This window comes from Sorangium sp. So ce131, from assembly GCF_051519095.1.
GTDB lineage: Bacteria > Myxococcota_A > Polyangia > Polyangiales > Polyangiaceae > Sorangium.
Genome location: NZ_CP150455.1, coordinates 6760684 through 6787169 on the forward strand (window position 1 = coordinate 6760684; position 26486 = coordinate 6787169).

General features: G+C 73.6%; 19 protein-coding genes and 1 pseudogene. 5 read left to right on the top strand and 15 right to left on the bottom strand.

The window, feature by feature from the left end; genetic code table 11:
• Positions 1–235 precede the first annotated feature (235 nt).
• From WMF43_RS24660 to nuoE, 7 genes are read right to left on the bottom strand one after another with little or no spacing between them, the layout of a single operon-like run.
• Positions 236–1762, bottom strand: a complete 1527-nt coding sequence (locus WMF43_RS24660) for an NADH-quinone oxidoreductase subunit N (RefSeq protein WP_437683644.1) — start codon at positions 1760–1762, stop codon at positions 236–238.
• A complete protein-coding gene (locus tag WMF43_RS24665) occupies positions 1759–3825 on the bottom strand; it encodes a complex I subunit 4 family protein (RefSeq protein ID WP_437683645.1) in 2067 nt (688 codons plus the stop codon). The genes WMF43_RS24660 and WMF43_RS24665 overlap by 4 nt, the downstream gene beginning before the upstream one ends.
• Entirely contained in the window at positions 3822–6350 is a 2529-nt protein-coding gene (gene nuoL, locus WMF43_RS24670) for an NADH-quinone oxidoreductase subunit L (RefSeq protein ID WP_437683647.1), read from the bottom strand. Before nuoL ends, WMF43_RS24665 begins: the two co-directional genes overlap by 4 nt.
• A gap of 1 nt (position 6351) precedes the next feature.
• Positions 6352–6663: an NADH-quinone oxidoreductase subunit NuoK gene (gene nuoK / locus WMF43_RS24675; RefSeq protein WP_437683649.1), complete on the bottom strand. Its 312-nt coding sequence runs from the start codon at positions 6661–6663 to the stop codon at positions 6352–6354.
• Complete coding sequence (locus WMF43_RS24680) at positions 6660–7313, bottom strand: NADH-quinone oxidoreductase subunit J family protein (protein WP_437683651.1); 654 nt, start codon at positions 7311–7313, stop codon at positions 6660–6662. Before WMF43_RS24680 ends, nuoK begins: the two co-directional genes overlap by 4 nt.
• A complete protein-coding gene (nuoF, locus tag WMF43_RS24685; RefSeq protein ID WP_437683653.1) occupies positions 7310–8662 on the bottom strand; it encodes an NADH-quinone oxidoreductase subunit NuoF in 1353 nt (450 codons plus the stop codon). The genes WMF43_RS24680 and nuoF overlap by 4 nt, the downstream gene beginning before the upstream one ends.
• A 4-nt stretch (positions 8663–8666) precedes the next feature.
• Complete coding sequence (nuoE, locus tag WMF43_RS24690; protein WP_437683654.1) at positions 8667–9149, bottom strand: NADH-quinone oxidoreductase subunit NuoE; 483 nt, start codon at positions 9147–9149, stop codon at positions 8667–8669.
• A gap of 842 nt (positions 9150–9991) precedes the next feature.
• On the opposite strand from nuoE, the pseudogene WMF43_RS24695 reads away from it, so the two are divergent.
• From WMF43_RS24695 to WMF43_RS24705, 3 genes and pseudogenes are all read left to right on the top strand, one after another.
• Positions 9992–10057 (top strand): annotated as a pseudogene (locus WMF43_RS24695) (zinc-ribbon domain-containing protein); the annotation flags it as partial.
• A 39-nt stretch (positions 10058–10096) separates the two neighbouring features.
• Positions 10097–11443: a hypothetical protein gene (locus WMF43_RS24700; RefSeq protein WP_437684292.1), complete on the top strand. Its 1347-nt coding sequence runs from the start codon at positions 10097–10099 to the stop codon at positions 11441–11443.
• Between the two features lie 22 nt (positions 11444–11465).
• Entirely contained in the window at positions 11466–11921 is a 456-nt protein-coding gene (locus tag WMF43_RS24705) for a DUF2752 domain-containing protein (RefSeq protein WP_437683655.1), read from the top strand.
• 7 nt (positions 11922–11928) lie between these two features.
• Here the strand turns inward: WMF43_RS24705 and WMF43_RS24710 are convergent, their stop codons facing one another.
• Together WMF43_RS24710 and WMF43_RS24715 are read right to left on the bottom strand one after the other, a co-directional pair.
• Positions 11929–12495 (bottom strand): hemerythrin domain-containing protein, encoded by a 567-nt coding sequence (locus tag WMF43_RS24710; protein WP_437683656.1) that lies wholly within the window; start codon positions 12493–12495, stop codon positions 11929–11931.
• Between the two features lie 182 nt (positions 12496–12677).
• The gene (locus tag WMF43_RS24715) at positions 12678–13805 is read right to left on the bottom strand and encodes a serine/threonine-protein kinase (protein WP_437683657.1); all 1128 of its coding nucleotides are present in this window, start codon (positions 13803–13805) and stop codon (positions 12678–12680) included.
• 254 nt (positions 13806–14059) lie between these two features.
• Between WMF43_RS24715 and WMF43_RS24720 the strand changes: the two genes are divergently transcribed.
• Complete coding sequence (locus tag WMF43_RS24720) at positions 14060–14614, top strand: exonuclease domain-containing protein (RefSeq protein WP_437683659.1); 555 nt, start codon at positions 14060–14062, stop codon at positions 14612–14614.
• A gap of 16 nt (positions 14615–14630) precedes the next feature.
• Here WMF43_RS24720 and WMF43_RS24725 read toward each other — a convergent pair whose 3' ends face one another.
• The 4 genes from WMF43_RS24725 to WMF43_RS24740 all read right to left on the bottom strand — a co-directional run bounded on the left by WMF43_RS24725 (position 14631) and on the right by WMF43_RS24740 (position 24743).
• A complete protein-coding gene (locus WMF43_RS24725) occupies positions 14631–17084 on the bottom strand; it encodes a hypothetical protein (RefSeq protein WP_437683660.1) in 2454 nt (817 codons plus the stop codon).
• Between the two features lie 33 nt (positions 17085–17117).
• Entirely contained in the window at positions 17118–19004 is a 1887-nt protein-coding gene (locus WMF43_RS24730; RefSeq protein WP_437683662.1) for a hypothetical protein, read from the bottom strand.
• Between the two features lie 127 nt (positions 19005–19131).
• Positions 19132–20358: an AAA family ATPase gene (locus WMF43_RS24735; protein WP_437683664.1), complete on the bottom strand. Its 1227-nt coding sequence runs from the start codon at positions 20356–20358 to the stop codon at positions 19132–19134.
• Between the two features lie 395 nt (positions 20359–20753).
• Positions 20754–24743 (bottom strand): class I tRNA ligase family protein, encoded by a 3990-nt coding sequence (locus tag WMF43_RS24740; protein ID WP_437683665.1) that lies wholly within the window; start codon positions 24741–24743, stop codon positions 20754–20756.
• 85 nt (positions 24744–24828) lie between these two features.
• Here WMF43_RS24740 and WMF43_RS24745 point away from each other — a divergent pair, with 85 nt between their 5' ends.
• Positions 24829–25419 carry a Uma2 family endonuclease gene (locus tag WMF43_RS24745; protein ID WP_437683667.1) on the top strand — a complete coding sequence of 197 codons (591 nt, stop codon included), beginning with the start codon at positions 24829–24831 and terminating at the stop codon, positions 25417–25419.
• A 67-nt stretch (positions 25420–25486) separates the two neighbouring features.
• Here WMF43_RS24745 and WMF43_RS24750 read toward each other — a convergent pair whose 3' ends face one another.
• Together WMF43_RS24750 and WMF43_RS24755 are read right to left on the bottom strand one after the other, a co-directional pair.
• Positions 25487–26104: a thiamine phosphate synthase gene (locus WMF43_RS24750; protein WP_437683669.1), complete on the bottom strand. Its 618-nt coding sequence runs from the start codon at positions 26102–26104 to the stop codon at positions 25487–25489.
• A gap of 13 nt (positions 26105–26117) precedes the next feature.
• Complete coding sequence (locus tag WMF43_RS24755; RefSeq protein WP_437683670.1) at positions 26118–26435, bottom strand: hypothetical protein; 318 nt, start codon at positions 26433–26435, stop codon at positions 26118–26120.
• Between the last annotated feature and the right edge of the window lie 51 nt (positions 26436–26486).

Sequence of the window (26486 nt, forward strand, 5' to 3'; positions counted from 1 at the left end):
CGAGCCCCATCGAGTCCCCGATGCCCCCCCGCGCGTCCCCCCCACGAAGCCCCGCCGCCTCGCGCAATTCCCCGCTCACAAAGGCCCCCCCTCGTCTCCACCGCTGCAGCGAGCAGGGGCTCGCCCGCACAGGAGACGGGCCCAGATCGGCGTTTTCGGCGCGGAGGCGTACTCCTGTACGCCGAGCACCGAAAACGTCGAGGTGGGCCCGTATCCGAAGCGGGCGAGCCCCTGCTCAGAGGGTGGCGAGAACGGAGCGGACGGCAATTCCGAGGGACGTCGTCGGCCAGATGCCGAGGACCATCACCAGCACCGCGGCCACGACCAGGGCCGCGTTGACGTAGCCCGAGCGCATGGGGCGGGCGATGGGCGCGCCGGGGGCCGGCTCGCGCATGTACATGAACACGAGCACGCGCAGGTAGTAGTACGCGGAGAGCACGCTGTTGAGGAGCAGCGCCACGCTCAGCCAGTACAGCTCGGCGCCCATCGCCGCCTTGACGATGTACAGCTTGCCGAAGAAGCCCGCCGTCGGCGGGACGCCGGCCAGCGAGAGCAGGAAGAGCGAGAACGCGAGCGCCGCCACGGGGTGCCGCTTGCCGATGCCGGAAAGATCCTCGTAGCTCACCGCCTCGGCGCCGCGGCTGCCGCAGAAGATGAGCGCGCCGAAGGCGCCGACCGTCGAGACCGTGTAGGCGAGCAGGTAGAACATCACGCTCGCCTGCGCGTCCTCGCTCGCGCGCACCGCCGCCGCGACCCCGACGAGCAGGTAGCCGGCGTGCGCGATGCTCGAGTAGGCGAGCATCCGCTTCACCGACTCCTGCCGCCCCGCGATGAGGTTCGCCACCGTCATCGTGAGCAGCGCCATCAGCGCCACGGCCGGCGGCCAGCCCGCCGCCCACGACGAGAGCGCCGGGCCGCTGAACGCCCCGAGCAGCACCCGGAGCAGCGTCGCGAACGCCGCGCCCTTCACCGCGACCGCCATGAACGTCGTCGCCGGCGTCGGAGCGCCCTCGTACGCGTCGGGCGTCCACATGTGGAACGGCACCGCGCTCACCTTGAACGCGAGCCCGACGAGGATCAGCGCCGCCCCGATCAGCAGCAGCGCCGCGTTCGGCGCCTTGTCCCCGGTCGCGCCCGAGATGGCGGCGCCGATGCCGGCGAGGTCGGTGTGCCCCGTGGCCCCGTAGAGCAACGCGCCGCCGTAGAGCAGCAGCGCCGCCGCGAACGAGCCGAGCAGGAAGTACTTGATCGCCGCCTCGGTGCTCCTCGGCGACGTCCGGCGGAAGCCGGTCAGCGCGTACGCCCCGAGCGACATCGTCTCCAGGCCGAGGAACAGCGTCAGCAGGTCGCCCGCGGCGGCGAGGATGATCGCGCCGACCGTCGAGAAGGTCAGCAGCGGGTAGAACTCGCCGCGATCGAGCCGGTGCTCCGGGAGGTACCCCCCGGCGAGCAGCGCCGCCAGGGCGCCGCCGAGGCAGAGCACGAACGAGAAGAACAGCGTGAACCGGTCGATGATGAGGTACGGGGCGAGCGCGTCGGCCCCGTCCAGCGTCTCCGGCCCGACGAACCCGACCGCGCCCGAGAAGATCGCCCCGGCGAGCAGCGTGATCGCGGTGCCGAGCGCGATGTCCGAGGACGGGCCCGAGCTGCGGTCGTGCGACTCCTCGCGGCGGTGCGAGAACGCCTCCGCGAGCATCAGCAGCGCGCCGCCGAGCGAGATCACGAGCAGCGGCGAGACGGCGAGGTACGGTCCGAAATTCATCGCGCCGCCTCCTGCCCGCGCGCCGCGAGCTCGCCGGCCGGGCGCCGCTCGATCCGGGCCTCCTCATCGCCGCCCGCCCCCGCCTCCGGCGCGGCCTCGCCGGCCCCGAGCTCCGGCGCGCCCTTGAGGAACGCCGGGGGGAACGTGTCCGTGGGCAGGAGCTTCGCGTTGCGTTCGTCCGCGAAGAGGATCGCCTGCCCGGAGACGACCTTGAACTGGTTGTAGGTAGACAGGACCGACTCCTTCATTCGATCGAGGAAGATCGCCGGGAACAGGCCGATCACGAAGATCATCAGGATGAGCGGCGCGAGCGCGAGGCCCTCGCGGGGCGTCACGTCGGGCAGGTGCCGGTTCTTCGGGTTCGAGAGCGGCCCGAAGAACATCTTCTGCACGACGCTCAGCATGTAGACGGCGGCGAGGATGACGCCCGCGGAGGCCCCCACGGTGTGGAGCCCGCTGAACGTGCCGAGGCGCTCGGAGACGTACGTCCCGGTGATCACCATGAACTCGCCGATGAACCCGTTCGTGCCGGGCACGCCGACGGAGGCGAACGTCACGATGAGGAAGAGCGTCGCGTAGACCGGCATCACCTTGGCCAGCCCGCCGAACTCGGAGACCTGGCGCGTGTGGCGGCGGTCGTAGATGACGCCGACGAGGAGGAACAGGGCGCCGGTCGAGACGCCGTGGTTCACCATCTGGAGCACCGCGCCCTGGATCCCGCTCGGCGTCACGCCGAAGAGCCCCAGCATCACGTAGCCGAGGTGGGCCACCGACGAGTACGCCACGAGGCGCTTCACGTCGGACTGCTTCCAGGCGACGAGCGCGCCGTAGATCACGCCGCCGAGGATGGCGACGCCCGCCAGGTTCGCCGCGAGGCTCGACGCCGGGCCGGGGAAGAGGCCCATCGAGAACCGCAGGTAGGCGTACGTCCCGATCTTCAGCATCACCGCGGCCAGGATCACCGAGCCGCCGGTCGGCGCCTGCACGTGGGCGTCCGGCAGCCACGTGTGCACCGGCCACATCGGCACCTTGATGAAGAACGCGATCGAGAACGCCCAGTAGCAGAGCATCTGGGCGCCGCGCGGCAGCACCACCCGCGACAGGGCGAGGTAGTCGAACGTGTAGGCGCCCGTGAGCTTCTGGTGCGCCCACACGAGGTACACGATGCCGGCGAGCATCAGCATCGAGCCCGCCATCGTGTACACGAAGAGCTTGATCGCGGCCTTGATCTTCTCGACGCCGCCCCAGATGCCGATCATCACGAACATCGGCACCAGCATCAGCTCCCAGAAGAGGAAGAACAGGAACAGGTCGAGCGCGACGAAGGCGCCGAGCATCGCCCCCTGCAGGAACAGGAGGCAGAAGCAGAGCTCCTTGATCCGGGTCTTGATCGACCCGAACGACGCGTACGCCGCGATCGGCGCGATGAACGTCGTGAGCAGGACGAGCCAGAGGCTGATCCCGTCGATCGCGACGTGCCACCGGATGCCGAGCGACGGGATCCACTCCTTGATCGACTGGAAGTGCCAGCCCGCGGTCATCGGCACGCTGAGCAGCCAGAGCGACGCCGCGAAGCCCGCGACGAGCACGGCCAGCGTGAAGCCCCGGAGCAGCGAGAGCATCTGCCGCGGCATGAACAGCACCGCGGCGGCGCCCACGAGCGGCAGGCCGATGAGCACGTTGAGGAGCGACGACCACTCCCCCGCCGCGGCGTCGGCCGCCTCCGGCGCGGCGCCGGACGGCCAGAGCCACTGCACGCCGAGCACGGTGAGCGCCGCGATGAGCCCGAGGCCGAACCGCTGCCAGCTGGTGTACCCGCCGGCGTGCGCGTGCGCGTGCGCGTGCGCGTCGCCGTGCCCGTGCCCGTGCCCGCCGGCGTGGTCGTCTTGACCCCCGTGAGCGTCGTGGCCCCCGTGGGCGTCGTGAACCGCGTGGTCGTGGCTCGCGGGGTGATCGTCGTGGTCCGCGTCCGCGCCGTGCGCGCCGCCCCGCGGGAGGAGCGCGCCGACGACGCCGGCGGCGAGCGCCGGCCAGTAATGGGTCACGAGGTCGAGCGCGCTCATTGCATGCCTCCCGGCTGGATCTGGTCCTGCATCTGCTCCGCGGGGCGCGCGGCCCCGCCCGGCGCCGACATGGTCGTCGGGCCCGCGGGGTTCTTGCGGCCCGGCGGCCGGGAGAACGAGAACGTCTCGGTCGCCTCGCGATCGAACGCGTTGCGCACGCGGAGCACGACCTCCTTCGTCTCGCCGGGATCGAGCTTCACCGTGACGTCGGTCGCCTCGGAGAAGTCGCTCGGCGAGAGCCCCGGCGCCTCCCAGCGGTACCGGTAGCCGAGCCCCGGCGCCGCGGAGAGCCTCACCTCACCCGACCGGCGCAGCTCCGCGTCGTCGACGACCGCGGCCGCGTGCGGGTGCACGAGGAACCAGCCGACGCCGGCGAGGCCGAGGACCATCGCCGCGGCGTAGACCTGCACGCGGCCCGTCTGGAACGCGCGCAGCACCGTGCCGAAGAAGCTGACGAGCGCGGCGGAGAGCTTCGCGAGGATGCCGTCGACGATCCACTTGTCGGCCATCGTGAAGATGTCCGCCAGCGCGTCGACCATGCCCACGACCGTGGCGTTGTAGAGCTCGTCGATCCGCCACTTGTCGTAGATGAGCCGGTAGACCCCCGGGAAGCTCTCGGCGAAGCGCCGCTCCTGCTCGCCGCGGCGGTTCCAGTACACGAACATCGCCGCGCCGCTGCCGAGGAGGAACGCCCCGACGCCGGGCAGCATCATCGGGACGAGCAGCCCCTCGGCCTCCTGCCGCATGAGCACCGACCGCGAGGGCCCCGCGAACACCGGCTCGAGCAGGTGCGCGAGCGGCGCCACGTGGATCGGCTCCGCCATCAGGAAGCCGGCGAACACCGCGAACACCGCGAGCACGAGCAGCGGGACCGTCATCGGGAGCGGCGACTCGTGCGGCACCGGGCCCTCGAGCTTCTCTCCCGGCGCGTGGTGGTGGTGGTCGTGGTGGCCGTGCGGGTTCGGATCCTTCCACCCGCGCACGATCGTCCAGCCGCGGAACTCGCCGTGGAACGTCATGAAGTAGGCGCGGAACATGTAGAACGCGGTCATCGTCGCGGCCGCGATGCCGGCCCAGTAGATCGCCGGGCCGAGCCAGTCGGGCCACTGCCACACCGGCTGCCCGCGCGTCGTCGCGGCCGAGGCGACCTTGCTCGAGAAGGCGCGCCACAGGATCTCGTCCTTCGACCAGAACCCGGCGAACCCGGGGAAGCCCGCGATCGAGCAGCACGAGAGGAGGAACGTCCAGCGCGTCAGCGGCATGTACGCCCGGAGGCCGCCCATGTTCCGCATGTCCTGCGACTGGTCGGTGTCGTGGATGCGGGCGTGCATCGCGTGGATCACCGAGCCGGCGCCGAGGAAGAGGCAGGCCTTGAAGAAGGCGTGCGTGAAGACGTGGAAGAAGCCGGCGGCGAACGCCCCGACGCCCACGCCGATGAACATGAACCCGAGCTGGCTCACCGTGGAGTACGCCAGCACCTTCTTGAGGTCGTGCTGGAAGAGCCCGATCGAGGCCGCGAACACCGCCGTCAGCACGCCCACCACCGCGACCACCGCCATCGCGAACGGCGACAGCACGAAGACCGCCGAGAGCCGGGCCACGAGGTAGACGCCCGCGGTCACCATCGTCGCGGCGTGGATCAGGGCGGAGACCGGGGTCGGGCCGGCCATCGCGTCCGGCAGCCAGACGTAGAGCGGGATCTGGGCGCTCTTGCCGGCGCAGCCGAGGAAGAGCGCGAGCCCGATCAGCGTCGAGGCGTACACGAGCACCGGCTGCGCCGGGACCAGGAAGCTCAGGAAGCCGGGCACCGTCTCGGCCGACATGTTGCCGATCGGCCAGACCTTGACCGCCGAGAGCAGGCTGCTCGCGTTCGCCGCGATGCCGTCGAACGTGAGCGAGCCGCCGTAGTACGCGAGCATCGCCATCGCGACGAGGAGGCCGAAGTCGCCGATGCGGTTCACGACGAAGGCCTTCTTGCCCGCGCTCGCGTTCTTGTCCTCCTTGAACCAGAACCCGATGAGCAGGTAGCTGCACATGCCGACGCCCTCCCACCCGACGAAGAGGACGGGGAGGTTGTCGGCCATGATCAGCACGAGCATCGAGAAGCAGAACAGGTTCAGGTAGGCGAAGAACCGGTAGTAGCCCGGGTCCTCGCGCATGTACTCGGACGAGTACAGGTGGATGAGGAAGCCGACGCCCGTGACGACGAGCATCATCGTGGCGCTCAGCGCGTCCACGCTGAAGGCGACGTCGATGGGGATCGACTGACCCATCCGGCCGGTGATCGAGAACCACCGCCAGGCTGTCCAGCTGAGCTTCCCGCCCTCGTGCGGCAGGAGCAGGAACGTCACGACGCTGGCCAGGAAGGCGCCGCCGAGCGCGGCGAGCGCCATCAGCCGGACCGCGTCCTTGCCGAGCCGCTTGCCGAAGAGGCCGTTCACGAACGCGCCGAGCGCCGGCAGGCCGAGCACGACCGCGAGCAGCGCGAACTCGGACGCGGGGAATAAGACTCTCAGGGCTTCCACGCTAACTCCTCAGGAGATCGGCGTCGTCCGAGCGCATCGTCTTCCGGATGCGGTAGAACGCGAGCACGATCGCGAGACCCACGGCGGCTTCCGCCGCCGCGATGGCGATGACGAAGAACGTGAAGATTTGCCCGGCGTGATCCTGCGGGTGCATCCGGTTGTACGCGACGAGCGTGAGGTTCACGGCGTTGAGCATCAGCTCGATGCTCATCAGGAGGACGAGGAGGTTCCTGCGCAGCAGGAAGCCCATCGACCCGATGACGAACAGCACCGCTGCGACGACGAGGTAGTACTCGATGGGAACGGAGGTCATGACTTCGGCTCCTTCGTCGACATGGTGAAGTGGCCCGTGAAGGCGCCCGGCTGCGCGTCCGGCGTCGCGGCGTCGCGGACGGGGACCTGATCGCGCGGGTCCGGCGACTCGGGGTGGGCGGGGAGCAGCGTGGGGTCGACCTGCTTGCCGCGGGCGACGGCGACGGCGCCGATGACCGCGACGAGGAGCAGCGCGCCCGAGAGCTCGAACGGCACGACCTCCTTCGTGAAGAGCTCGTGCCCGAGCGCGTCGATCGTGCCGAGCGACTCGGGCGCGGCGGGCAGGGCCGCGACCCCGGGCTTCGCCGCGCTGTACACGAGGGCGAGCGCGCCGAGGCTCGCCGCCGCGAAGACGCCGGCGCCGAGGTAGCGCGGCACCGCCGTGCGGGCGTCGCGCGGCGACGTCGCCGACGGGCCGAGCAGCATGATCACGAAGAGGAAGAGGATGACGACCGCGCCCGCGTACACGAGGATCTGGATCGCGGCGAGGAACTCCGCGGACAGCATCAGGTAGAGGCCGGCGATCCCGACGATCGACGTGAGCAGCCCCATCGCGCCGCGGATCGGGTTCCTGGCCGCGACGGTCGCGAGGCCGCCCAGGAGGACGAGCAGCGACGCGAGCGCGAAGAAGCCGAGTTCGAAGATTTTCACGGCGAGAGCACCCCTGTGGAGGACCGGCCCTTGGTCTGAATGTACGCCTCGAACTCCTTGCGGAACTTGCGCAGGAAGCCGAGCGCGGGCATCGCGGTGCCCTCGCCGAAGGCGCAGATGGTATTGCCCATGATGTTGTCGGCGATCTCGTGCAGGCGATCGAGCTCCTCGATCGTCCCCTCGCCGTGCACGATGCGGTCGAGGATGCGCAGGATCCACGCGCTGCCCTCGCGGCACGGCGTGCACTGGCCGCACGACTCGTGGCGGTAGAAGCGCATCAGGTTGTGCATCGCGAGGACCGGGCACGCCCTGTCGCTGAGGACGATGGCGCAGCAGGTCCCGAGCATGGTCCCGAGGGCGCGGAACGTGTCCACGCCGAGCGGCACGTCGAGCACGCTCTGGCCGTGCCACGGGTGGAGCGGCGACTTCTCGTTCGGCGCGTTCACGACCTCGTCGGCGCGCAGGATCGGGCACGAGGAGCCGCCCGGGATGACACCGAGCAGCTTGCCGTGCTTCACGCCGCCGCCGAGGTCGTAGATGAGCTCGCGGAGCGTGAGCCCGACGCACGCCTCGAAGATCCCCGGGTTGTTCACGTGGCCGCTCACGCCGAAGAGCCGACAGCCGCCGTCCTTCAGGTTGTGCAGCGCGGAGAGCTTCGAGAAGTTCTCGCCGCCGAGCTCGAGCGCCGTCGGCACCGCGGCGATCGTCTCGAGGTTGTTCACGGTGGTCGGCATCCCGAACGCGCCGAACTGGGCGGGGAACGGCGGCTTGAGCCGCGGCTCGCCGCGCTTGCCCTCGAGGGAGTTGAGCAGCGACGTCTCCTCGCCGCAGATGTACGCGCCGGCCCCCGTGTGGACGTAGACCTCGACGGGGTAGTCGATCCCGAACGGGCGCTTGCCGAGGTAGCCCTTCGCGCGCGCCTCCTCGATGGCGCCCCAGAGCCGCGCCTTCGAGAGGTGCAGCTCGTCGCGGACGTAGATGTACGCGGCGTGGGCGCCGATCCCGAAGCAGCCGATGATGCACCCCTCGACGACCGAGTGGGGGTTCTTCTCCATCAGCGTGCGGTCCTTGAAGGTGCCGGGCTCGCCCTCGTCCGCGTTGATGACGAGGTAGTGCGGCCGCTCGGGCTTCGGCGGCCAGGGCATGAAGCTCCACTTCACCCCCATGGCGAAGCCGGCGCCGCCGCGGCCGCGGATGTTCGCCGCCTTCATGTCCTCGACGAGCGCCTCGCGGGTCATGCCGAGGGCGCGCTTCGCCTGCTGGTAGCCGCCCCCCTTCTCGTAGGCCGAGAGCTTGTGGCCGTCGGGCGTGTCGTAGTTCTTGGTCAGATAACGCGTGAGCCGGAGCATCTCGTCACCTCGTCAACCGGTCGAGGATCACGTCGACCTTCTCGAGGGTGAGGCCCTCGTGGTAGTCGCGATCGACCTGCATCATCGGGGCGGTGCCGCACGAAGCGAGGCACTCTGCGGTGCGCAGCGTGACCCTGCCGTCCTTCGTCGTCTCGCCCACGCGGATCCCGAGCCGCTTCTCGCAGTGGTGCAGCACCGCGTCGGCGCCGTTCAGCGCGCAGCTCAGCGTCCGGCAGACCCAGACCTGGTGCTGGCCCACGGGCTCCTTGTTGAAGAGCGTATAGAAGGTCGCGACGCCCTGGACCTGCGCGGCCGGGACGCCGAGGTGCTCGGCCACCCAGCGAAGCACCCGCTCGGAGACCCACCCCTCCTGGCTCTGGCAGAGGTGGAGCACCGGGATGCACGCGGCCTGGCGGTTCGGATAACGCGAGAGGATCTTCTCGAACTCGATCTGCCTCTCGGCGCTCAGAGCAAATTCGTCGGTCATGTCGGCTGTTGGCACGGTCCGCTGGCTCCCTGGGCGCGCCGTGTTCGCGGCGCGCCTGCTTCGACATGGAGTCGGGACGCCGCGAGGCGGGTCCCTTCCAACGAGGGGCTCGCCCGGCAGAGCCGGGCGCACCCTCGTGCGCCTCCCGGTGCGGAGGCGTTCGCCGGAGGCGGACAGCCCCGCGCTCCGGCGGCCGGGCATTCGGTTATCCGTCGTACGGAGCCGTTCCCGAGGCGCGGGCACGCTAGTGAGCGACGGTGGCGCCTGTCAAGGCGCGCCAAGGGGAAACCTCCAGCAAATCACAGAAGACCTGTCGCTGCCCAAAAAGCTGGTGCGCTGCTGCACCGGCGCCTCGGGCCGGCCCGCAGCGGCCGGGGCGAGGGTGCAGGCGAGCGGCCCACCGCGACGGTGGCCAGGGGCGAGCGCCTCCGGGCCGCTGCGGGCGGGGAGCGGGGCGCGCCGGGGCGACCGGAGCGACCGGGTAGCGCGGCGTGCAGCAGGCCGCGCGACGCGACGACCGGAGACGACCGGAGCTCCTCCGCGGGGCTCGGGCCGTCCTCGCGGGGCCCTTTCTAGACGTTCTCGCTCAACCTTCAAGGTGCGAGCGCACGCGCGTGGGGCGCGCGGCAGCTCCATGAGCCAGCGCGTGAGGGGGCAGCCCCGATCCCGAGGAACTCCTTGCGGTTTCTGGCGAGGAACGCGCGGCCTCGGAGCGCGGCCGGAGCGTTCTTCGTCTTTCACTTGAGAACCGGACGGCGCTTCAACTACGCTTCGCGCCCATTGCGACGCGCGCGGGGCGCGGTCATGCGTAGCAGCAGCGAACCCCCCTCCGGAGGTGGTGCGTGTTCTGTCCGAATTGTGGGACGCAAAACTCGGAAACAGCGTCCACGTGCACGAAGTGCGGCTTCAACCTGAAGGGGGCGGCCGCGCCGAAGTTCAAGGGCACCATGCTGATGAGTCAGCCATCCGGGGCGAGCCCGCCGCGCGCCCCGGGTGCGCCTCCGCCTCCGGCTCCTCCGGCCGGCGCTCCGCCGGGCCTGCCCGCGGGCATCCCGGCCCCACCCCAGGGTCTCGCGGGAACGGTCGTCGGCGTCCCGCCGGCGGGCCTCGGCGCCTCTGCCGGGCCTCCGCCGGCGCCGCCGCCGCCCGGGATGGGCGGCTACGGCGCGCCGCCCCCCGCCGCGGCGCAGCCGTCGGGCCCGGCGTTCGGCGGCGCGGCCGCGAGCCCGTCGGGCGGCTACGCGCCGTTCGGCCAGCCGCCCAACCAGGGCGTGAACCCGCTCGGGGGCACGATGGCCATCGACCAGCTGTCGCCGTTCGGCCCGGCGGGCGGGCAGCAGCCCGGCGGCGGGGCCGCCGGCACCCCGCCCGGCGCGTTTCCGCCGCCCGGCGGCGGCTACGGCCAGCCTCCGCAGGCGGGCGGCGCCGGCGGGAACCCGTTCGCGCCCCCCGGCCAGGACCCTGCGGGCGGCCTCGGCGGCGCGCCTCCCGGCTACGGGCAGCCCCCGGGCTACGGCCAGCCTCCGGGCGGCTACGGCCAGCCTCCCGGCTACGGGCAGCCCCCGCAGCACAGCGCCAGCGGCTATGGCCCGCCTCCCGGCCAGGATCCGCAGGGCGGCTACGGCAGCCCCCCGGGCGGCGGTTACGGCAGCCCTCCCGGCGGCGGCTACGGCAGCCCTCCCGGCGGCGGCTACGGCAGCCCCCCGGGCGGCGGCTACGGCAGCCCTCCCGGCGGCGGCTACGGCAGCCCTCCCGGCGGCGGCTACGGCGGCAGCTCCCCGGCCGGCGGCCCTCCGGGCTACGGCTCGCCCGGGGTGAGTGATCCGGGCGGCTACGGCGGGTCGCCTGCGTACGGCGGCTCGTCGCCCTCCGCCTACGGCGGGGCGCCGGGCGGCGGCGCGTCGCTGGCGGTGCCTGGCGCGGGGGCCGGCAGCCTGGGCGCGTTCGGCGGCGGCGGCTCGCTGGCCACGGGGACCAGGGGCGAGACGCGCAACCCGGTCATGGTCTGCGTGATCGGGATGGTCTGCTTCATCTACGCGATCTGGCAGCTCTGGGCGATGTTGAACGAGCTGCAGCAGACGACCAAGGACCCCGAGTTCAAGCCCTGGTACGTCTTCATCCCGCTGCTCAACTACTACTTCCTCTGGGTGAAGGTGCCGGAGCAGGTGACCAAGGCCAAGCAGCTGGCCGGCTCGCGCAACCCGCAGGCCGAGGGCATCGTGCTCTACATCTTCCTCCCGCTGTATGCCCTCGCGAAGGACCTCAACGAGGTCTGGGACCCGAACGCCGCGTGACGCGCGGCGCCGTTCTCCTCCGTTGACCTCACCCCGCTCGAGCGGCGGCTCGCCGCCCGCTCCGTCGGCGCCCGCGCGATGGAGCGCGGCGTCGCCGCTCGGCCGCGCTGCGCGCCTCGGGGCGGTGGCGTCGCTGCTCGGCCTCTGGACGGCGTGTGGCCTCCCGCTCTGCCCGTTCGCGATCGTCACCCGCCACCCCTGCCCCGGCTGCGGGCTGACGCGCGCGACCTTCGCCCTCGCCCACGGCCACGTGGCCGAGGCGCTCCGGCTCCACCCGCTCAGCCCCGTCGTCGCGCCGCTCGTGATCGCCGCCCTCGTGTACAACGCGGCGACCTACGTGAAGGACGGCCGCGTCGCGGCGGCCGAGTCGCTGCAGGGGGCGTGGGTGACGAGGCTCGGGCTCGCGCTCGCGGCCGCGATGGTCTTCGTCTGGATCGCGCGCTTCTTCGGGGCGTTCGGCGGCCCCGTGCCCGTGTGAGGGGAGGTCAGACGCCGCGAACGCGGAGCGCCTCGGTGCGCCGCCGCGCGGTCGGGCGGATCACGCGGCAGGCGTGGGCGCCGCGCCTCGGCCAGCCGCGCTGCGCGCGCGGCAGCGGGCTGCTCGCGGGGACGCCGACGCGCAGCAGGACCTCGTAGGCGCGCTCGAGATCGCAGCCGATCACGTCGAGCTGCTCGTCCGTGAGCCCGCGCTTCGCCTTCGGGAAGAGGACCCCCTCCTCCTCGTCCGCGTGGTGGGTGAAGACGTCCCGGAGGAGCCGGAGGCGCGCCTCGAAGCGCACGTCGGTCGCGCGCGTGCGCAGCAGGTTGTCGGCCGCGAAGCGCGCGAGCCCGTGCTTCTCGTACGCGTCGTGGAGCGGCTTCCGGTCGCCGGCCATCCGCTCGGCACACACGGGGTAGAGGTAGGTCTCCTCGATGCGCACATGCGCGTCGATCATCCGGGAGAGCCGCGCGACCATCGATGTCCGGAGGCCCGGGCTGGGCTCGGCGGCGATGCGCTCCATCAGGGCGCTGACTTCGAGATGCTGCTGCTCCAAGAGATCGAGTGCGTCCATGGGGTTCCCCTCGCGTGAGCTCACCGCGTTCGCGCCGCCGCCCCTGGGCAGCGCTTGCACAGCCCGGATCGCGGCGCGGCGCGGCGCGGTGCAGGCGGCACCGTCGTGGCAAGGAGCGGGCCGCCGGCGGCGCCGGTCGCGGGCGAGGCGCGCGTCAGGCGCGCGGCGCGGCGCGGCGCGCGCTACGCCGGGACTGCGGCGAGCGCGTCGCGCATGGCCGAGGCGCCGGCGAAGCGGTGGTCGGGGTGCTTGGAGAGCGCGCGGGAGAGCACGTCGTCGAGCACGCGCGGGACGTCACGGCGCTCCCGCCGGAGGGGCACGGGCGCGGAGCGCACGATCGCCACGAGCACGTCGAGGTCACCCCGGCCCCGGAAGGGGAGCTTGCCCGACAGCGAGTAGTAGAGGAGCAGCGCGGCGGCGAACAGGTCGCTGCGCTCGGTGATGGCGCGGCTGCGCATCGCCTGCTCCGGCGACATGAACAGCAGCGTGCCCACGAGCGAGCCGGGGCTGTCCGGCGTCACGCCGTCGCCCGTGTCCGCGCCGGGCTCGTGGGCGAAGCCGAGGTCGATGAGCTTGACCGTGGGCGTCTCCTCCCCTGCCCCGCCGCCCGGCGCCCCGCCCACGAGCAGGATGTTCCCGGGCTGGAGGTCCAGGTGGACGACCTTCGCCGCGTGCATGGCCGCGAGGCCGGCGAGGATCTGGTCCGCGAGGGCGAGCGCGCGGCGGAGCGGCAGGGGGCCGCTCCTCCGCACCTCCTCGCCGAGCGTGACGCCCTCGTAGAGGGGCATGAGGAAGAACGGGCGCCCGTCCTCGAGGAGCCCGTCGCCTAGCACAGGGCAGACGTTCGGGTGATCGATGCGCCGGGCGAGCCGCACCTCGCGGGCGAACCGGCCGGCCGCGCCGGGGTCCCCCGCGTGCACGGTCCGGAGCACCTTCAGCGCGACCGGCTCCCCCGTCGCGACGCGGTGGGCCGCGTACACCGCGCCCATCCCCCCCTCGGCGATGAGCCGCTCGATGTGCAGTCCCTGCTCTGTGCGGCCGACGAGCGGATCGCCCGCGGTGGACCGGCGGCGCGGGAGCCCCGCGGCGGCGCGCGGCGGCTGCGGCGCGACGGCGTCGTACGCCGCGAGGTGCGGCCGCGCCGCCTCCCGGTCGCGGCCCACGTGGCGGACGATGCCGGAGCGCGGCGGTTCGGGATCCGCCGCAACGCCGTCGCCCTCGGCGGCGGCGGCCTCGGGCAGCACCTCAGCCGCCGCGGAACGGTCCCTGGCCGGAACGGAGGAGCAGTGACGATGGAAGCCAGGGGTCACGATGAGAACCTCGTCAGAAATTACCTGACAAGTGTCCATGGACCGAGCCCCCCGCGCAAGGAGATTGGGGGCTTAAACGACCACTTCGCAGGTGGGGCTTCGTCGTCTTATGTCCGGTTTTTACTCAGTTTTTGCGCGGACAAAGCGAACCGCCCAAGGCGTTCCTGGATGGTCAGGAAAATCCTGAATGAATTGTGTCCAGGGAGCGTTACCCTGGCGTCGGACTGATCCGTTCCATGTAAGGGCACCAACATATGGCGAAGCGGCTTGACCTGATCCTGGTGGTGGATGTCGAGGCGACGTGCTGGGAGGGCGCCCCGCCGCGCGGGGAGGAGAACGAGATCATCGAGATCGGCGTGTGCATGCTCGAGGTCTCCTCGGGGCAGCGGCGCGACCGGCGCTCGATCCTGGTACGCCCGGAGCGCTCGCGCGTGAGCCCGTTCTGCACGGCGCTGACGACGCTCACGCAGCAGGATGTCGACGCGGGCGTCTCGTTCAGGGAGGCGTGCGTGGTCCTCCGGGACGAGCTCAAGGCGCAGGACCGGCTCTGGGCGAGCTACGGCGACTACGACCGGCGCATGTTCGAGCGGCAGTGCCAGGCGCGCGGCGTGCCGTTCCCGTTCGGGCCGAGCCACCTCAACGTGAAGACCCTGTTCGCCGTGACGCACGCGCTGTCGCGCGAGGAGGGCATGGCCGAGGCCCTGGAGCGGGCGGGCTTGCCGCTGAAGGGCACGCACCACCGGGGCGGCGACGACGCGTACAACATCGCCGGCCTCCTCGCGCACCTCCTGCTGGCCGCCCGGCGGTGACGCGCCGGGCGGGCGCTCACGCGATCGGCGCCACCTCGGGCACCTCGGGCTGCGCCCCCGCGGCCGGGGCCTCGGGCGGAGGGGCGGCCGCGGCGGCGCTGGCGCGCTCCGGCGCCCCCTCGTCGTCGCCCAGGGCGGCCGCGCCGGCCGCGGCGGGCGGAGGCACGGCGGCCGCGGCGAGGAGGTAGGCGACGCCCGCGGCGAGCAGCTGGACGCTGTAGCCGAGGAGCACCGCGCACAGCACGCCGAGGGCGGTCGCCACGGCGCCGGCGAGGGCGCAGAGCCCCCAGCACCACGGCAGAAGCGCGGGCGAGGCGGAGGCCACCAGCTTGACCCCGAGGGGCGCGAGCGAGCCCGCGAGCAGGCCGAGCGGCAGGAGGAGCGCGACCGCCAGGACGGCGCGCGTGAACGAGCCGGCGCCGTAGCTCCACTGAACGAGCGGGACGAGCCCCGCCGCGGCGAGCGCCGCGGCCGCGGCGAGCACCAGCGCCGCCGTCGCGGCGGCGCCGTCCGCGGCGCGCGGCGCCACCCGGGCGGTGAGCAGGCCGCCCACGCCGGCGGCGACGAGCAGGATCACGAGCGCGACCAGGAGCTCGTGCGCGGGCACGTCGAGCAGGAGGACCACGTGCCGGATGACGGCGAGCTCCAGGAGGGCGAAGCCCGCGCCGATCGCGGCGAAGAAGAGGAGCGGGCGCGCGCGCGGCGCCGGGGCGGCCGCGGCGCGGGGGTCCGCCGCCGCGCCGCCGGGCCGGCGGCGGCCGGCGAGCAGCGGCGCGAGGACGGCGAGCGCGAGGAGCCCCGACCCGACGGCGAGCAGCGCGAGCAGCGCGAAGAGGCCCATGTGCTCGGCCCGGAGCGCCTTGAGATCCCCGAGCAACGCGGGGAGCCGGCGGGCCGGGACATCATAGGCGAAGAACGGCCGCTCGTCGGTCGGCGGCGTGAGATCGGCCGCCGCGTCGGGCGCGGCGGCGCGGGCGTCCGCCCCCGCGACGAGCTGGGCGCGGAGCGGGGTGCTCGGCCGGTCGGGGGCGAAGAGCTCCGCGAACTTGCCCTTGCGGCAGTGGCGGCGCAGCGTGTCGATCTCGGCCTGCGCGAGCGGCGCGCGGGTTGCGAGGAGCGACGCGAACCGCGCGGCGCTGCACCCGAAGAGGTGGCCCTTCGGCTCGGCCACGCCCGCGCGGCGCAGCGCCGCGGCCGCGAGGGAGAGCAGGCGATCGAAGTCCGCCTCGGGGCGAGCCATGACCAGCGTGCCGTCCGGCGCGAGGCGCGCGAGCAGGTCCTGGACGCCCTCGAGCGTGTGGAGCCGGGTCTCCGACAGCGCGAGCGCGCCGGCCGTCGACGCGGCGACCGTCTCGGCCGCCGGGACCACGATGCTCCTGAAGAGCAGCGGCGTGCGGCGGACGAAGCTGCGCGGGTCGGCCACGATCAGGTGGACCTCGGGCTTGTCGAAGAGCCGGCCGCTGAACTCCGCGTAGGGGCCGCGCATGACGTCGACGACGCCAGGGTCGGCCTCGACGGCGTACACCTCCTTTTGCCCGGCCTTGAGCGCGGCGCGCACGTCGCGGCCGCCGCCGGCGCCGAGGACGAGCGCCGGGCCCTCGCCCCGCTGGAGCGCGTAGCCGAGCTCCTCGGGCTGCGGCGACGGCGCGGTCTTCGCTTCGAGGATCTGGCTGGCCGCGGCGCCGTCGCGCCGCAGCCACGCCGCGCCGGACCGCGGGCGGTCGACGGTGATCAGCCCCCGCTCGCTCCAGGCCTCGAGCTCGACCTTCTCGAGCGGCGTCCGGCGGAAGCCGGTGAGCTTGAGCCACGGCGCGCCGAGGTCGCCGGCGAGCAGCACGCAGCTGCCGAGCGCGAACGTGGCGACGAGGCCGCCGGGCGCGCGCCGCTGGTCCACACCGCCGCCGCCGCGCGACCCGAGGTAGAAGAGGACGCCCGCCGCGGCGAACACGATCGCGGCCACGAGCGCGGCGCGCGGGGCGCCGGCGGCGCGGAGCGCGGCGGCGGCCGCGAGCCCGCCGAGCGCCCCGCCGGCCAGGTCGAGCAGGTAGAGGCGGGGCGCCTCGAGGGCGACGTGCCGGATGGCGGCCGCGAGCGCGAGGCCCGACAGCGCGAACGGGGCGGTCGAGGCGGCGTAGACGAGCGCGAGCGAGGGGAGCGACGCCGGCTCGGAGCCCGCGGACGGCGCGCGCTGCGCGACGACGATGATCGCGGCGAGCGCCGCGCCCGACGCCAGCGCCGAGAAGGCCGCCATGCGGGCGAGGAGCGCGGGCGGGCGGGCGAGCGACGGCGCCAGGTAGAGCAGCACGCCGGAGGCGCCGGCGCCGACGAGCGACAGCGTCACCGCGAGGAGCGCATAAGGCTCGCCGAGCAGCGCCGCGTAGATCCGCGACAGCGCGATCTCGAGCAGGACCGTGGCGCACGCGAGGGCGGCGATGCCGCTGAAGAGGCCGCTCCGCTGGGAGACCCGCATGCGCCCGCTCCTACCACAGCGCGAAGCGGTCGCTCACCTCTCTCGACCGAGCGGCGCGAGCGGCCAGGGCGCGAGCAGGGGCGCCGGGCTGCTCGGCCGGAACCCGGGCGCGCCGCCGCCCGCGCCGCGCGCCGGCGCGGCCGCGCTCGGGGGCGGCGGGGCCGCCGCGCCGCTCTGGCGGATGGCGCGGGCGCACTCCTCGACCGTGAGGCGGCGCGGGCCGTAGGCCGAGGCGTTCGCGGCGTCGGCGTCCATCAGGCGGGTCGGGGTGTCGATGCCGAAGTCGTCCGGGTGCCCCGGCTCGTCGAGCAGGACGTGGCCGAGCTCGTGGGAGAGCGCGAACGAGGCGCGGTCGGCGCGGAGCCCGGCGCGGTCCTCGACGATCGCGTTCCGGATCGCGCCGCCGTCGGCGAAGATGAACGACTCGCCGATGCGGCCGCCGCCGGCGAAGCTCGGGACCATCACGACGTCGACGGTCGCGGGGTCGCCGTCGTCGAACGCCTTGATCAGCGCGCGCTCCTCCACGGTGCCGGCGATGGCGTCCGTGTCGGTGAAGTGCTGGAGGCCGTCGTCGAGATCCACGGCGCCGATGCACGCGGTGAGCGTGGCGTCGGTGCTCAGCGGGCCCGACGCCGGCGGCTCGAGCGTGGCGAGCGCGCCGCCCGGGCGCCGCACGAGCACGTCGGTGGTCCCGTGGGCGCCCGCGCCGATGACCGGGTTGTCGGAGAGGCGCGCCGAGAACCCCGCCGCGCTGAGGGCCGCGGCCACGGCGCGGGCCGCGGCGTTCGGGCGCATGCGGGGCGCGATCGCCGCGGAGACCTCGTGGCCGTCGACGCGCACCCGGATGGCGCCGCCGCTCGCCGGGAGGCCGTGGTCGCAGCCGATCGCGAGCAGGTGCGGGCGCGGGGGGTCGACGAAGGAGATGTCGAGCTCCTCCGGCGGGCCGAAGCTCACGCCGCACGCGCCCCAGAGGGCGTTCGCGCGCTCGACCTCCGCGCGCGCGATCGCGATGGCGCCGGCGTCGTCGCCGCCCATGGGCGGCGGCCCGCCCGGGCGCGGGCGCACCATGAGGATCCGGAGGCGGGCGCGCGTGCGCCCGAGCGGCCCGAGCGGCGAGCTGCGCGGGCCGGCGATGCGGATCATCTGGAGCTTCTGTCCTCCGGGCAGCGCGACGACGAGCGCCCCGCCGACCTCGCCCTTCACCGAGCGATCGGCGATCATCGGGTGGTTGCGATCGATGTCGTCCGCGACGGCGCGGATGGGGCGGGTCGATCCGCACACGAGCCCGGGCGGCACGTCTTCGGGGCACCGGACGTGGCCGAGCGGCACGCTGGACAGGCGGTCGATCACCTTGCCGGACGGCGCCGTCGAGTGCAGGTCGAGGGTCGCCGGCACGTCGTCCGGCGCGCCGATCACGAGCAGCCGGATGGCGTCGGGGTCGTCGAGGTTGGCGAAGGGATCGTCGCCGAGCCGGTCCGGGGGCGTGCGCTGGAGCGACGCGTGGGAGCGCGCCATGTCGATGCGGTGCCCGGCGCCGTCGAGCGCGCGGACCTCGAACGCGCTGATCCGCTGCGCCTCGCCGGCGATCTCGATCTCGGCGCGGCCTGCCTTGACCGCCTGGATCTCGAGGCGGCGGGCGCTCGCGGGCACGGCGCCGCCCGGCTGGACAGGGCGGCCGTCGGCCAGGAGCCGCAACTCTGGGGGGATCGACGTGGTCCCCCGGCTCTGGCCGCGGGGCGGCCGCAGGGCGAGGAGCTCCGGGGAGGGCGGCACGTGCGGCTGCTCGCCGTCGGGTACGCCGTCGGCGTCGTCGTCGTCGCGATCGACGACGATCAGCCTGGGCGGCGCCTCCGCGGCGGACGTCGCCGGGCCGAGGAGCGCGCCGAGGAGGGCGGAGATCGCGGTCAGTCGCCGGTTCATGATGGTCGCCGCCCGTGCCCGCGCGCCTTCCTGCACGCATCGAGTCTATCGCGCCGCCGGAGCGGCGCAGCCCGCGGGTGCGGCGGCGCGAGGTCCATCCGGAACGCTCCGAGGGAGGCAGGCGAGCTCAGGAGTTTCCGGGCGCGGGCCCCGGGGGCGCCACACCGGTGCTCGAAGGGCGCTGGCCCTCCTCGGCGGAGAGCTGCTCGAGCAGCGCGCGCCGCCGCGGCTCGTCGACGGGCGACGCCGTGGTCGAGCCGCCGCGGAGCTCCACGGCGTAGACGGCCTCGGGCGGCAGGAGGTCGAGCAGGGCGGGGCTCTCCGTCGTGAGGAGGACGTGGCGCTGGGCGGAGGCGCCGCGCAGGTACTCGAGGAGCGCCGGGAGCGCGCCGCGGTCGACGCCGGCCTCGGGGTGCTCGAAGCCGGCGAGCACGAGCGGCGGCTCCTGCGAGAGCGCCGTGACCATCGCCGCGAGCCGCAGCGCGGCGTCCGGCTCGTCGGCGGCGGGCCGCCAGCGCTCGCGCCCCTCGGCGTCCACGCCGTGGCGCAGCTCCGGGACGAGGAGCCCGCCGGACGAGACCGCGCGGGCGCCGTCGACATCCCCGGTCACCCGGGACAGCCCGGCGAGGAAGTGGTCCTTCCACCGCTCGCGCTCGAGCGCGCGGAGGACGGAGCCCCAGTTGTCGCCGCTCGCGCGGAGCCGCCGCGAGGCGCTGAGCTTCTGGGGCGTGCGGAGCGTGCGCGGCGCGAGGGAGTAGACGACCGCGCGGCGCAGCTCGTCGAGCATGGGGGTGAGCGGGCCGTCGGAGAGCAGGGGCAGGACGAGCCTGGCGCCGCTCACGGCGATCGGGGCGACGCCGCGGTACGCGAGCGTGCCGCTCCGCCCTTTGTCCTTGCGCGAGAACCCCTTGGGGCTGCCTTTCAGCCGGTCGAAGGAGACCTCGGGCGGGTCGCTGCCCGCGTCGAAGACGTCGCGGAGCCCCGGCTTGACGAGCCGCGTGAGCGCGCTGCGCTGCCACCACGCCGCCGTCTCGCTCTTGACGCGCGTCTCGCCTTCCCGCTCGCCCGGCGCGAGCTGCACCAGCCAGAACCCGTGGCCCTCGGTCCTGGAGACCGCGACGCCGAGGGTGGTGAGCGCGGCGTCGTCGCGCGCGCGCCGGAGCGCGCCGCCGCTGCGCCGGGCCGCGGCCTGCTCGAGCGCGCCGTTCGCGCACTCGGCGAGGAAACGCACGGCGTCGAGCAGGCTGCCCTTCCCGGAGCCGGTCGGCCCGACCAGCGCGGTCAGCGCCCCGAGGGTGAGCTCGATGCCGGCGCCGATGCTGCCGAAATTGCTGACGTAAACGTGGGTGATCATGGCGCCGCGGCCTCGAGGTCACCTCGCCGGGGCGGCACCACCGCGCGCTGGCGGGATGCCCGGCCGACCTGCACCTCAGGCTCAGGGAGGGCCCCCGCCTGCTCGCCTCGGGGCCCTCGCGTCACGGTGAGGTGCCGCACCCCTCCGCGTGGACACCCGCGCCCCCGGGCAATGTCGTGAGAATTCTCAATGCACCCCACCCGGCGATCATCGAACGCCTCGCTGGCGACGGGCGCAACAGGATCCCGTCGCGAGGAGCGTCGATCGCTCCAGGCACAGCGGCCGCGCTCCGAGGATCGTAAGGCGCTGCACGGATACCACCTGCGAGCTCGGGGGTCGCGCGCCGCGGCGCGCGGCGGCGGGCAACGCCCGGTGGAGCGGCCCCCCCGGCGCGCTCACGCGGTCCGCGAGAGCGCGATCGTGAGGGCCTCGCCGTCGACGTTGACCTCGCGCCGCTCGGCCTGCCCCCACGCCGCGGGCGCCGCGCCGATCACGATCTCGGCCGCGAGCGCCTCCTCCGCGAGCATCCCGCGCGTCGCCTCGGCCACCCTCCTGGCCCGCTCGCTGCCGTCGAGCGCGAGCCGGATGCGCTCGGTGAAGCCGAGATCGAGCTCCTTGCGCAGCCCCTGCACGCGCGAGAGGATCTCCCGCCCGAGCCCCTCGTCGCGCAGCGCGTCCGTGAGCGCCGTGTGCAGCACGACGACGCCGGCGCGGCCGCCCGCCGCCGCGAACCCCTCGCCCGCCTCGACCGCGACGTCGATCTCCTCGGGGCCGAGCTCGACCTGCTCGCCGTCGAGCGCGATCGCGATCTTGCCCTCGGTCGCGAGCGCCGCGCGGAGCGCCGCCGCGTCGGCCTTCGCGAGGACCTGCTTCGCGAGCTGCACCTTCTTGCCGAGCTTCGGCCCGAGCGCGCGGAAGTTCGGCTTCAGCACGTAGCGGACCGCGCTCCCCTCCTCGCCGGGCTTCAGGAAGCGCACCTCGTGCACGTTGAGCTCCTCGGCGATGAGCGGCACGTGCTCGGCGAGCGCCGCGGCGAGCCCCTGCTGCGACAGCACGATGTCCGCGCGCGAGAGCGGCTGCCGCACCTTGAGCTTGTTCGCCGTGCGCACCTGCAGGCCCAGCGACACGAGCTCGCGCACCGCGCGCATCTCGATCGCGAGCGGCTCGTCGATCGCGCCCGGGTCGGCCTCTGGGAACGCCACGAGGTGCACGCTCTCCGGCTGCGACGCGGGCCACGGGCGGCGCACCAGGTTCTGGTACATCGCCTCGGCGAGGAACGGCGTGAACGGCGCGCTCAGCTTGGCGATCGCGACGAGCGCCTCGTACAGCGTGAAGTACGCGTCGCGTTTGTCCTGCGCCGCCCGCACGGCGCCGGCGGAGATCTCCAGCGGATCGCTCGGAGAGGACGGCGACAGCCGATCCTCGACCAACGTCGGAGAAGGGGCCCAGAAGCGCGCGCGGCTCCGGCGGACGTACCAGTTCGAGAGCGCGTCCACGAGGTCGACCAGCCGCTGCGCGGCCTCGTAGAGGTGGTACTCGTCGAGGTGCGCCGTCACCTCGCGCGTCGCGAGCGCGAGCTCCGAGAGGATCCACCGGTCGAGCAGCGACCGCTCCTTCGCCGGCCGGTACCCGGCGCTCGCCGCGAGCGCCGCGGGCGACGTGCCCGTCGCGCCCTCGTTCCCCTCGGCGGGCGAGAAGCCGTCGATGTTCGCGTAGATGGTGAAGAACGAGTAGACGTTCCGGAGCTTGACCGCGAACTCCTTCTGGTACGCGCGCACGTTCGTGAGCGAGTGGCGCGTGTTCGTCCACGGCGGGGAGGACGCGTAGAAGAACCAGCGGAACGCGTCGGCCCCGGGCGCCGGCGTCGCCGGATCCTCGATGTAGACGCGCTCGGGCTGCGGGAGCCGGGGCACGTCGTTCGGCATCACCGACGCCGCCTTCTCGCCCGGCGACAGGCCCAGGCGATCTAGATCCGCGTCCGAGAGCGCGACGATCCGCCGCGGCATCCCCTTCTGCGGCCGGAGCTCCATCGCGAGCGGCTGCGCCTCGCGATCGGCGCGGTACATCCGCACCTTCGCGGCGTCGCCGGTCAGGTCGAGCCCCTCGTAGTCCTCGCGCGCGATGAGCGCCACCCCGTCCTTCGGCTGGGCGCCCTTCCACTTGGTCGGGGATCCGCCTTCGCGGTCCCCTCCGACATCCGTCGCCCGCACCGCCGCGAACTCCATCCGGACGCGGTCCAGGATGACCTCGGGCGGCGTGTAGTTGCCCTTCGACTTGCTCTCCTTCTTGCCCTCGCGGTCGCAGACGTGCCCCAGCACGACGCACGTCTGGTACGGGTGCGGGTAGCTCCGGACGCGCGACAGCCCGAGCTTCTCCTGCGTCGCCTCGTCGAAGACGAGCGTCGAGACCATCAGGAGCGAGTAGAACCAGCCGCGCGTCTGGTCGATCGCCTCGCTGATGAAGTCCGCCGGGAACGCGCGGTCGAACAGCTCCTTCGAGCCCGGCGCGTGCGGGTAGCCCCACTGCGCGAACGGCATGCTCCCGCTGTCGAACCACGCGTCGATGACCTCGGTCACGCGCCGCATCTCGCCGCCGCACGGGGGTCTGGGGGCGGAGCCCGGCTCGCCGGGCGTGCCCCCAGCGGCGAACGGACACGGGAGCGTCACCCGGTCGATCCACGGCTTGTGGACGATGAGGTGGTCGTTCAGGCCCGGGTCCGCCCGCTTCGCCTCGTGGAAGTGGTCGAAGGCGCGCGGGTTCAGCGCCTCGATCTCGGCGACCGACGCGGGGGCGAGCTGGTGCTCCTCGTCGTTCTTGCAGACCCAGACGTTGAGCGGCGTCCCCCAGTACCGCTCGCGCGAGAGCGCCCAGTCGACGTTGTTCGCGAGGAAGTCGCCGAACCGGCCCTCCTGGATGTGCGACGGGAGCCAGTGGATGGCGCGGTTGTTCGCGATCGCCTTGTCGATGTTGTCCCGCGTCCTGATGTACCAGGCCGGCCGCGCGAGCTGGATCAGCGGGTCGTCGTCCGCGCGCCAGCAGAACGGGTACTCGTGGCGGTACTTCTCCTCGTGGACGAGCAGCCCGCGCGCCCCGAGATCCTTGATGATCAGCGGGTCGGCGTCCTTCACCCAGATCCCCGAGAACGGCGTGAGCCCGGGCTCGAACGTGCCGTCCGGCCGCACCGCGCAGAGCATCGGGATCTCGCCCCCGGCGCTCGACTCGGCGAGCTCCGCCACGCGCCGCTTGTGCGCGTTGAAGTCGTCCTCGCCGAACGCGGGCGCGACGTGGACGATGCCCGTGCCGGAGTCGAGCGTCACGAAGTCCGCGCCGAGGACCACCCAGTAGAGCGGCTCTTCCTTGCCGTCCTTCCGGCGCGCCACGGCGCCTTCCAGCGACCGCGCGAAGCTGTCGAACGGCGGGCGGTAGCGCTTGCCGATGAGGTCGCTCCCCTTGAGCTCGCGGAGCACGGGCAGGTCGCGCTTGAACTTCTTCGCGAGCTCCTCGCGCAGCGCCGCGGCGACGATGAGCTTCCCGACCGCCGGCGCGGCCCCGCCGCCGGCGCCCGCCGAGGCCCCCGCGTCGACGACGACGTAGTCGAACTCGGGCCGGACCGCGGCGTAGCCGTTCGAGGGCAAGGTCCACGGGGTCGTCGTCCACGCGCAGAGCGCCGTGTCGGGCTCGTCCACGAGCGGGAACGCCACGAACACGCTGGGGTCGTCGACCGTCTTGTAGTTCGAGCCGACCTCGGCCGCGCTGAGCGCCGTGCCGCCCTGCGGCCACCACCAGCAGACGCGGTGGCCGCGGTAGAGCAGCCCCTTCTTGTGGAGCTGCGACAGCGCCCACCAGACGCTCTCGACGTAGCTCCGGTGGTAGGTGACGTAGGCGCTGTCGAGGTCGACCCAGAAGCCGATCTTGTCGGTCAGGCTCTCCCAGGCCTCGGTGTACCGGAAGACGGAGTCGACGCAGCGCGAGATGAACGGCTCGACGCCGTAGCGCTCGATGTCGGCCTTGCCGTGGATGCGCAGCTCCTTCTCGACCTCGACCTCGACCGGGAGCCCGTGCGTGTCCCAGCCGGCCTTCCGCGGGACGTCGTAGCCGCGCATCGTCTTGTAGCGGGGGAAGACGTCCTTGACCGCGCGGGTGAGCACGTGGCCGTTGTGCGGCATGCCGTTGGCGGTCGGCGGGCCCTCGTAGAAGACGAACGTGCCCTTGGACGGGCCGGTCGCGCGCGTCTCGGCGCGCAGGGTCTTCTCGAAGATGCGGCGCTGCTTCCAGAAGGCGAGGATCTTCGCCTCCTCCGCGGGGAAGTTCAGCTCGGTCGCCACCTTGTCGAACAGGGGCTCTTGCAGGCCGCCGGTCGGTTTCTTCGAGGACGCTTCGGACATGGCCCGGCCTAGTAGCAAGGCGGATTGCTAGCGTCGAGGGAGGCGCGGCGGCGCGCGGGCGCCGGGATGGGTGTAGGATCCAGGGATGAGCGCGCAGCACCCGCTGTTTCCAGGCAACGCGCCCGAGGTGGAGGCTGCGTTCCAGGCGACGCCGGAGGAGATGGTCGCCGAGATCCTCGACGGGGAGCTGTTCACGTTCCCGCGGCCGGCGCGGCCGCACACGCGCGCGGCGTCGCGGCTCGGCCGTCGGCTCGGGCCGTTCGACGATGATCCAGGCGAGCCTGGGGGCTGGGTCATCCTCAACGAGCCCGAGCTCCACCTTGGGCCAAGGCCGGACAAGGTCGTCCCCGATCTCGCCGGCTGGCGTCGGGAGCGCATGCCGGATGCGGTCGGGTCCGAGGACGCGCCCGCGCACTACGACGTCGCGCCCGACTGGGTCTGCGAGGTGATCTCCCCGCGCACCGAGCGCGTCGATCGCGGCAGGAAGATGCGGATCTACCGCCGCGAAGGGGTGCGCCACGCCTGGCTGATCAATCCAGTCGCGCAGACGCTCGAGGTGTACCGGCTCGACGACGGCCGGTGGTGCCTGCTCGACACCTACGAGGGCGACGAGGCCGTACGGGCCGAGCCGTTCGACGCGATCGAGCTGCCGCTCGCCGTCCTCTGGGCGCGGTAGGAGCATCCGCCGCACGGCCGGCCGCGTGGGCGCGGCGGCGGACGCCGACGAAGTCACCCCGTCGAGGTCACCCCGCGGGCGGCGCCGGCAGCGCGCCGCCGAAGTCGGCGCGGATGGCGGCCACCCCGTCCGCGCCCGCCGCGAGGCAACCCGGCGCGGAGGCCGCGTCGACGCCGCCGAGGGCGATGATCGCGACGCCGCGCGACGCCGCCGCGAGGCGGGCCCGCGCCTCGCGCAGCGCCGAAAGGCCGAGCGGCGGGCCCTTGCCGGGCGTCGCGAAGATCGGCGAGAGCACGGCGGCGTCCGCCCCGGCCTCCGCCGCGCCGAGCACCTCGTCCACGCTGTGGCACGCGACCGAGACGAAGACGCCCGCCCCGAGCAGAGCGCGCGCGTCGGCCACCCCGACCGAGCGGCGGCCGAGGTGCACGCCGTCCGCGCCGAGCAGGAGCGCGAGGTCGAGGCGGTCGTTGACGACGAGCGAGGCGCCGAGCGCGGCGGTCGCGTCGCGCAGGCGCCGGCCGAGCGCGTGGAGCTCCTTGCCGGACAGCTCCGGGTCGCGGAGCTGCACGGCCACGCGCGCGCGAGCCTCCGGCGGCAGGGCGCGGAACGCCACAAGGCGCGCGAGCAGGACCGGCTCGGGGACGTCCGCCGCCTGCGTGATCAGGGTCAACCTCGGGGTGAGCATGGCGTGGGAGAGGTTAGCGGGCTCCGTCGCCCGGATCGCGCCCGCCGGGAGCGCCCGCGTCGCCGAGCGCCTCGAGATCCCGCCGGGCCATCTGCGCGAACCGGCTGGACGGGTAACGGTCGATCAAGAAGCGCAGCGTGTCGGCTTGCGCGCGGCCGTCGCCGCTCGCCTTGAAGCGCTCGGCGAGATCGTACAGGACCTCGCTGGGATCCTCGACGAGGCGACGCTCCGGGTCGACGTCGCTCGCGCACTGGTAGGGAGCGGTCGCGACCGCGGCGAGCAAGGCGATCGAGCCCAGGGCCGCGCGGAAGGCGGGGAGCACGGGCGGCATTCGCCGACGGGGGAGCGCGAGCGTCAAGAGTCCGCGCGCCGCGCCCGCGCC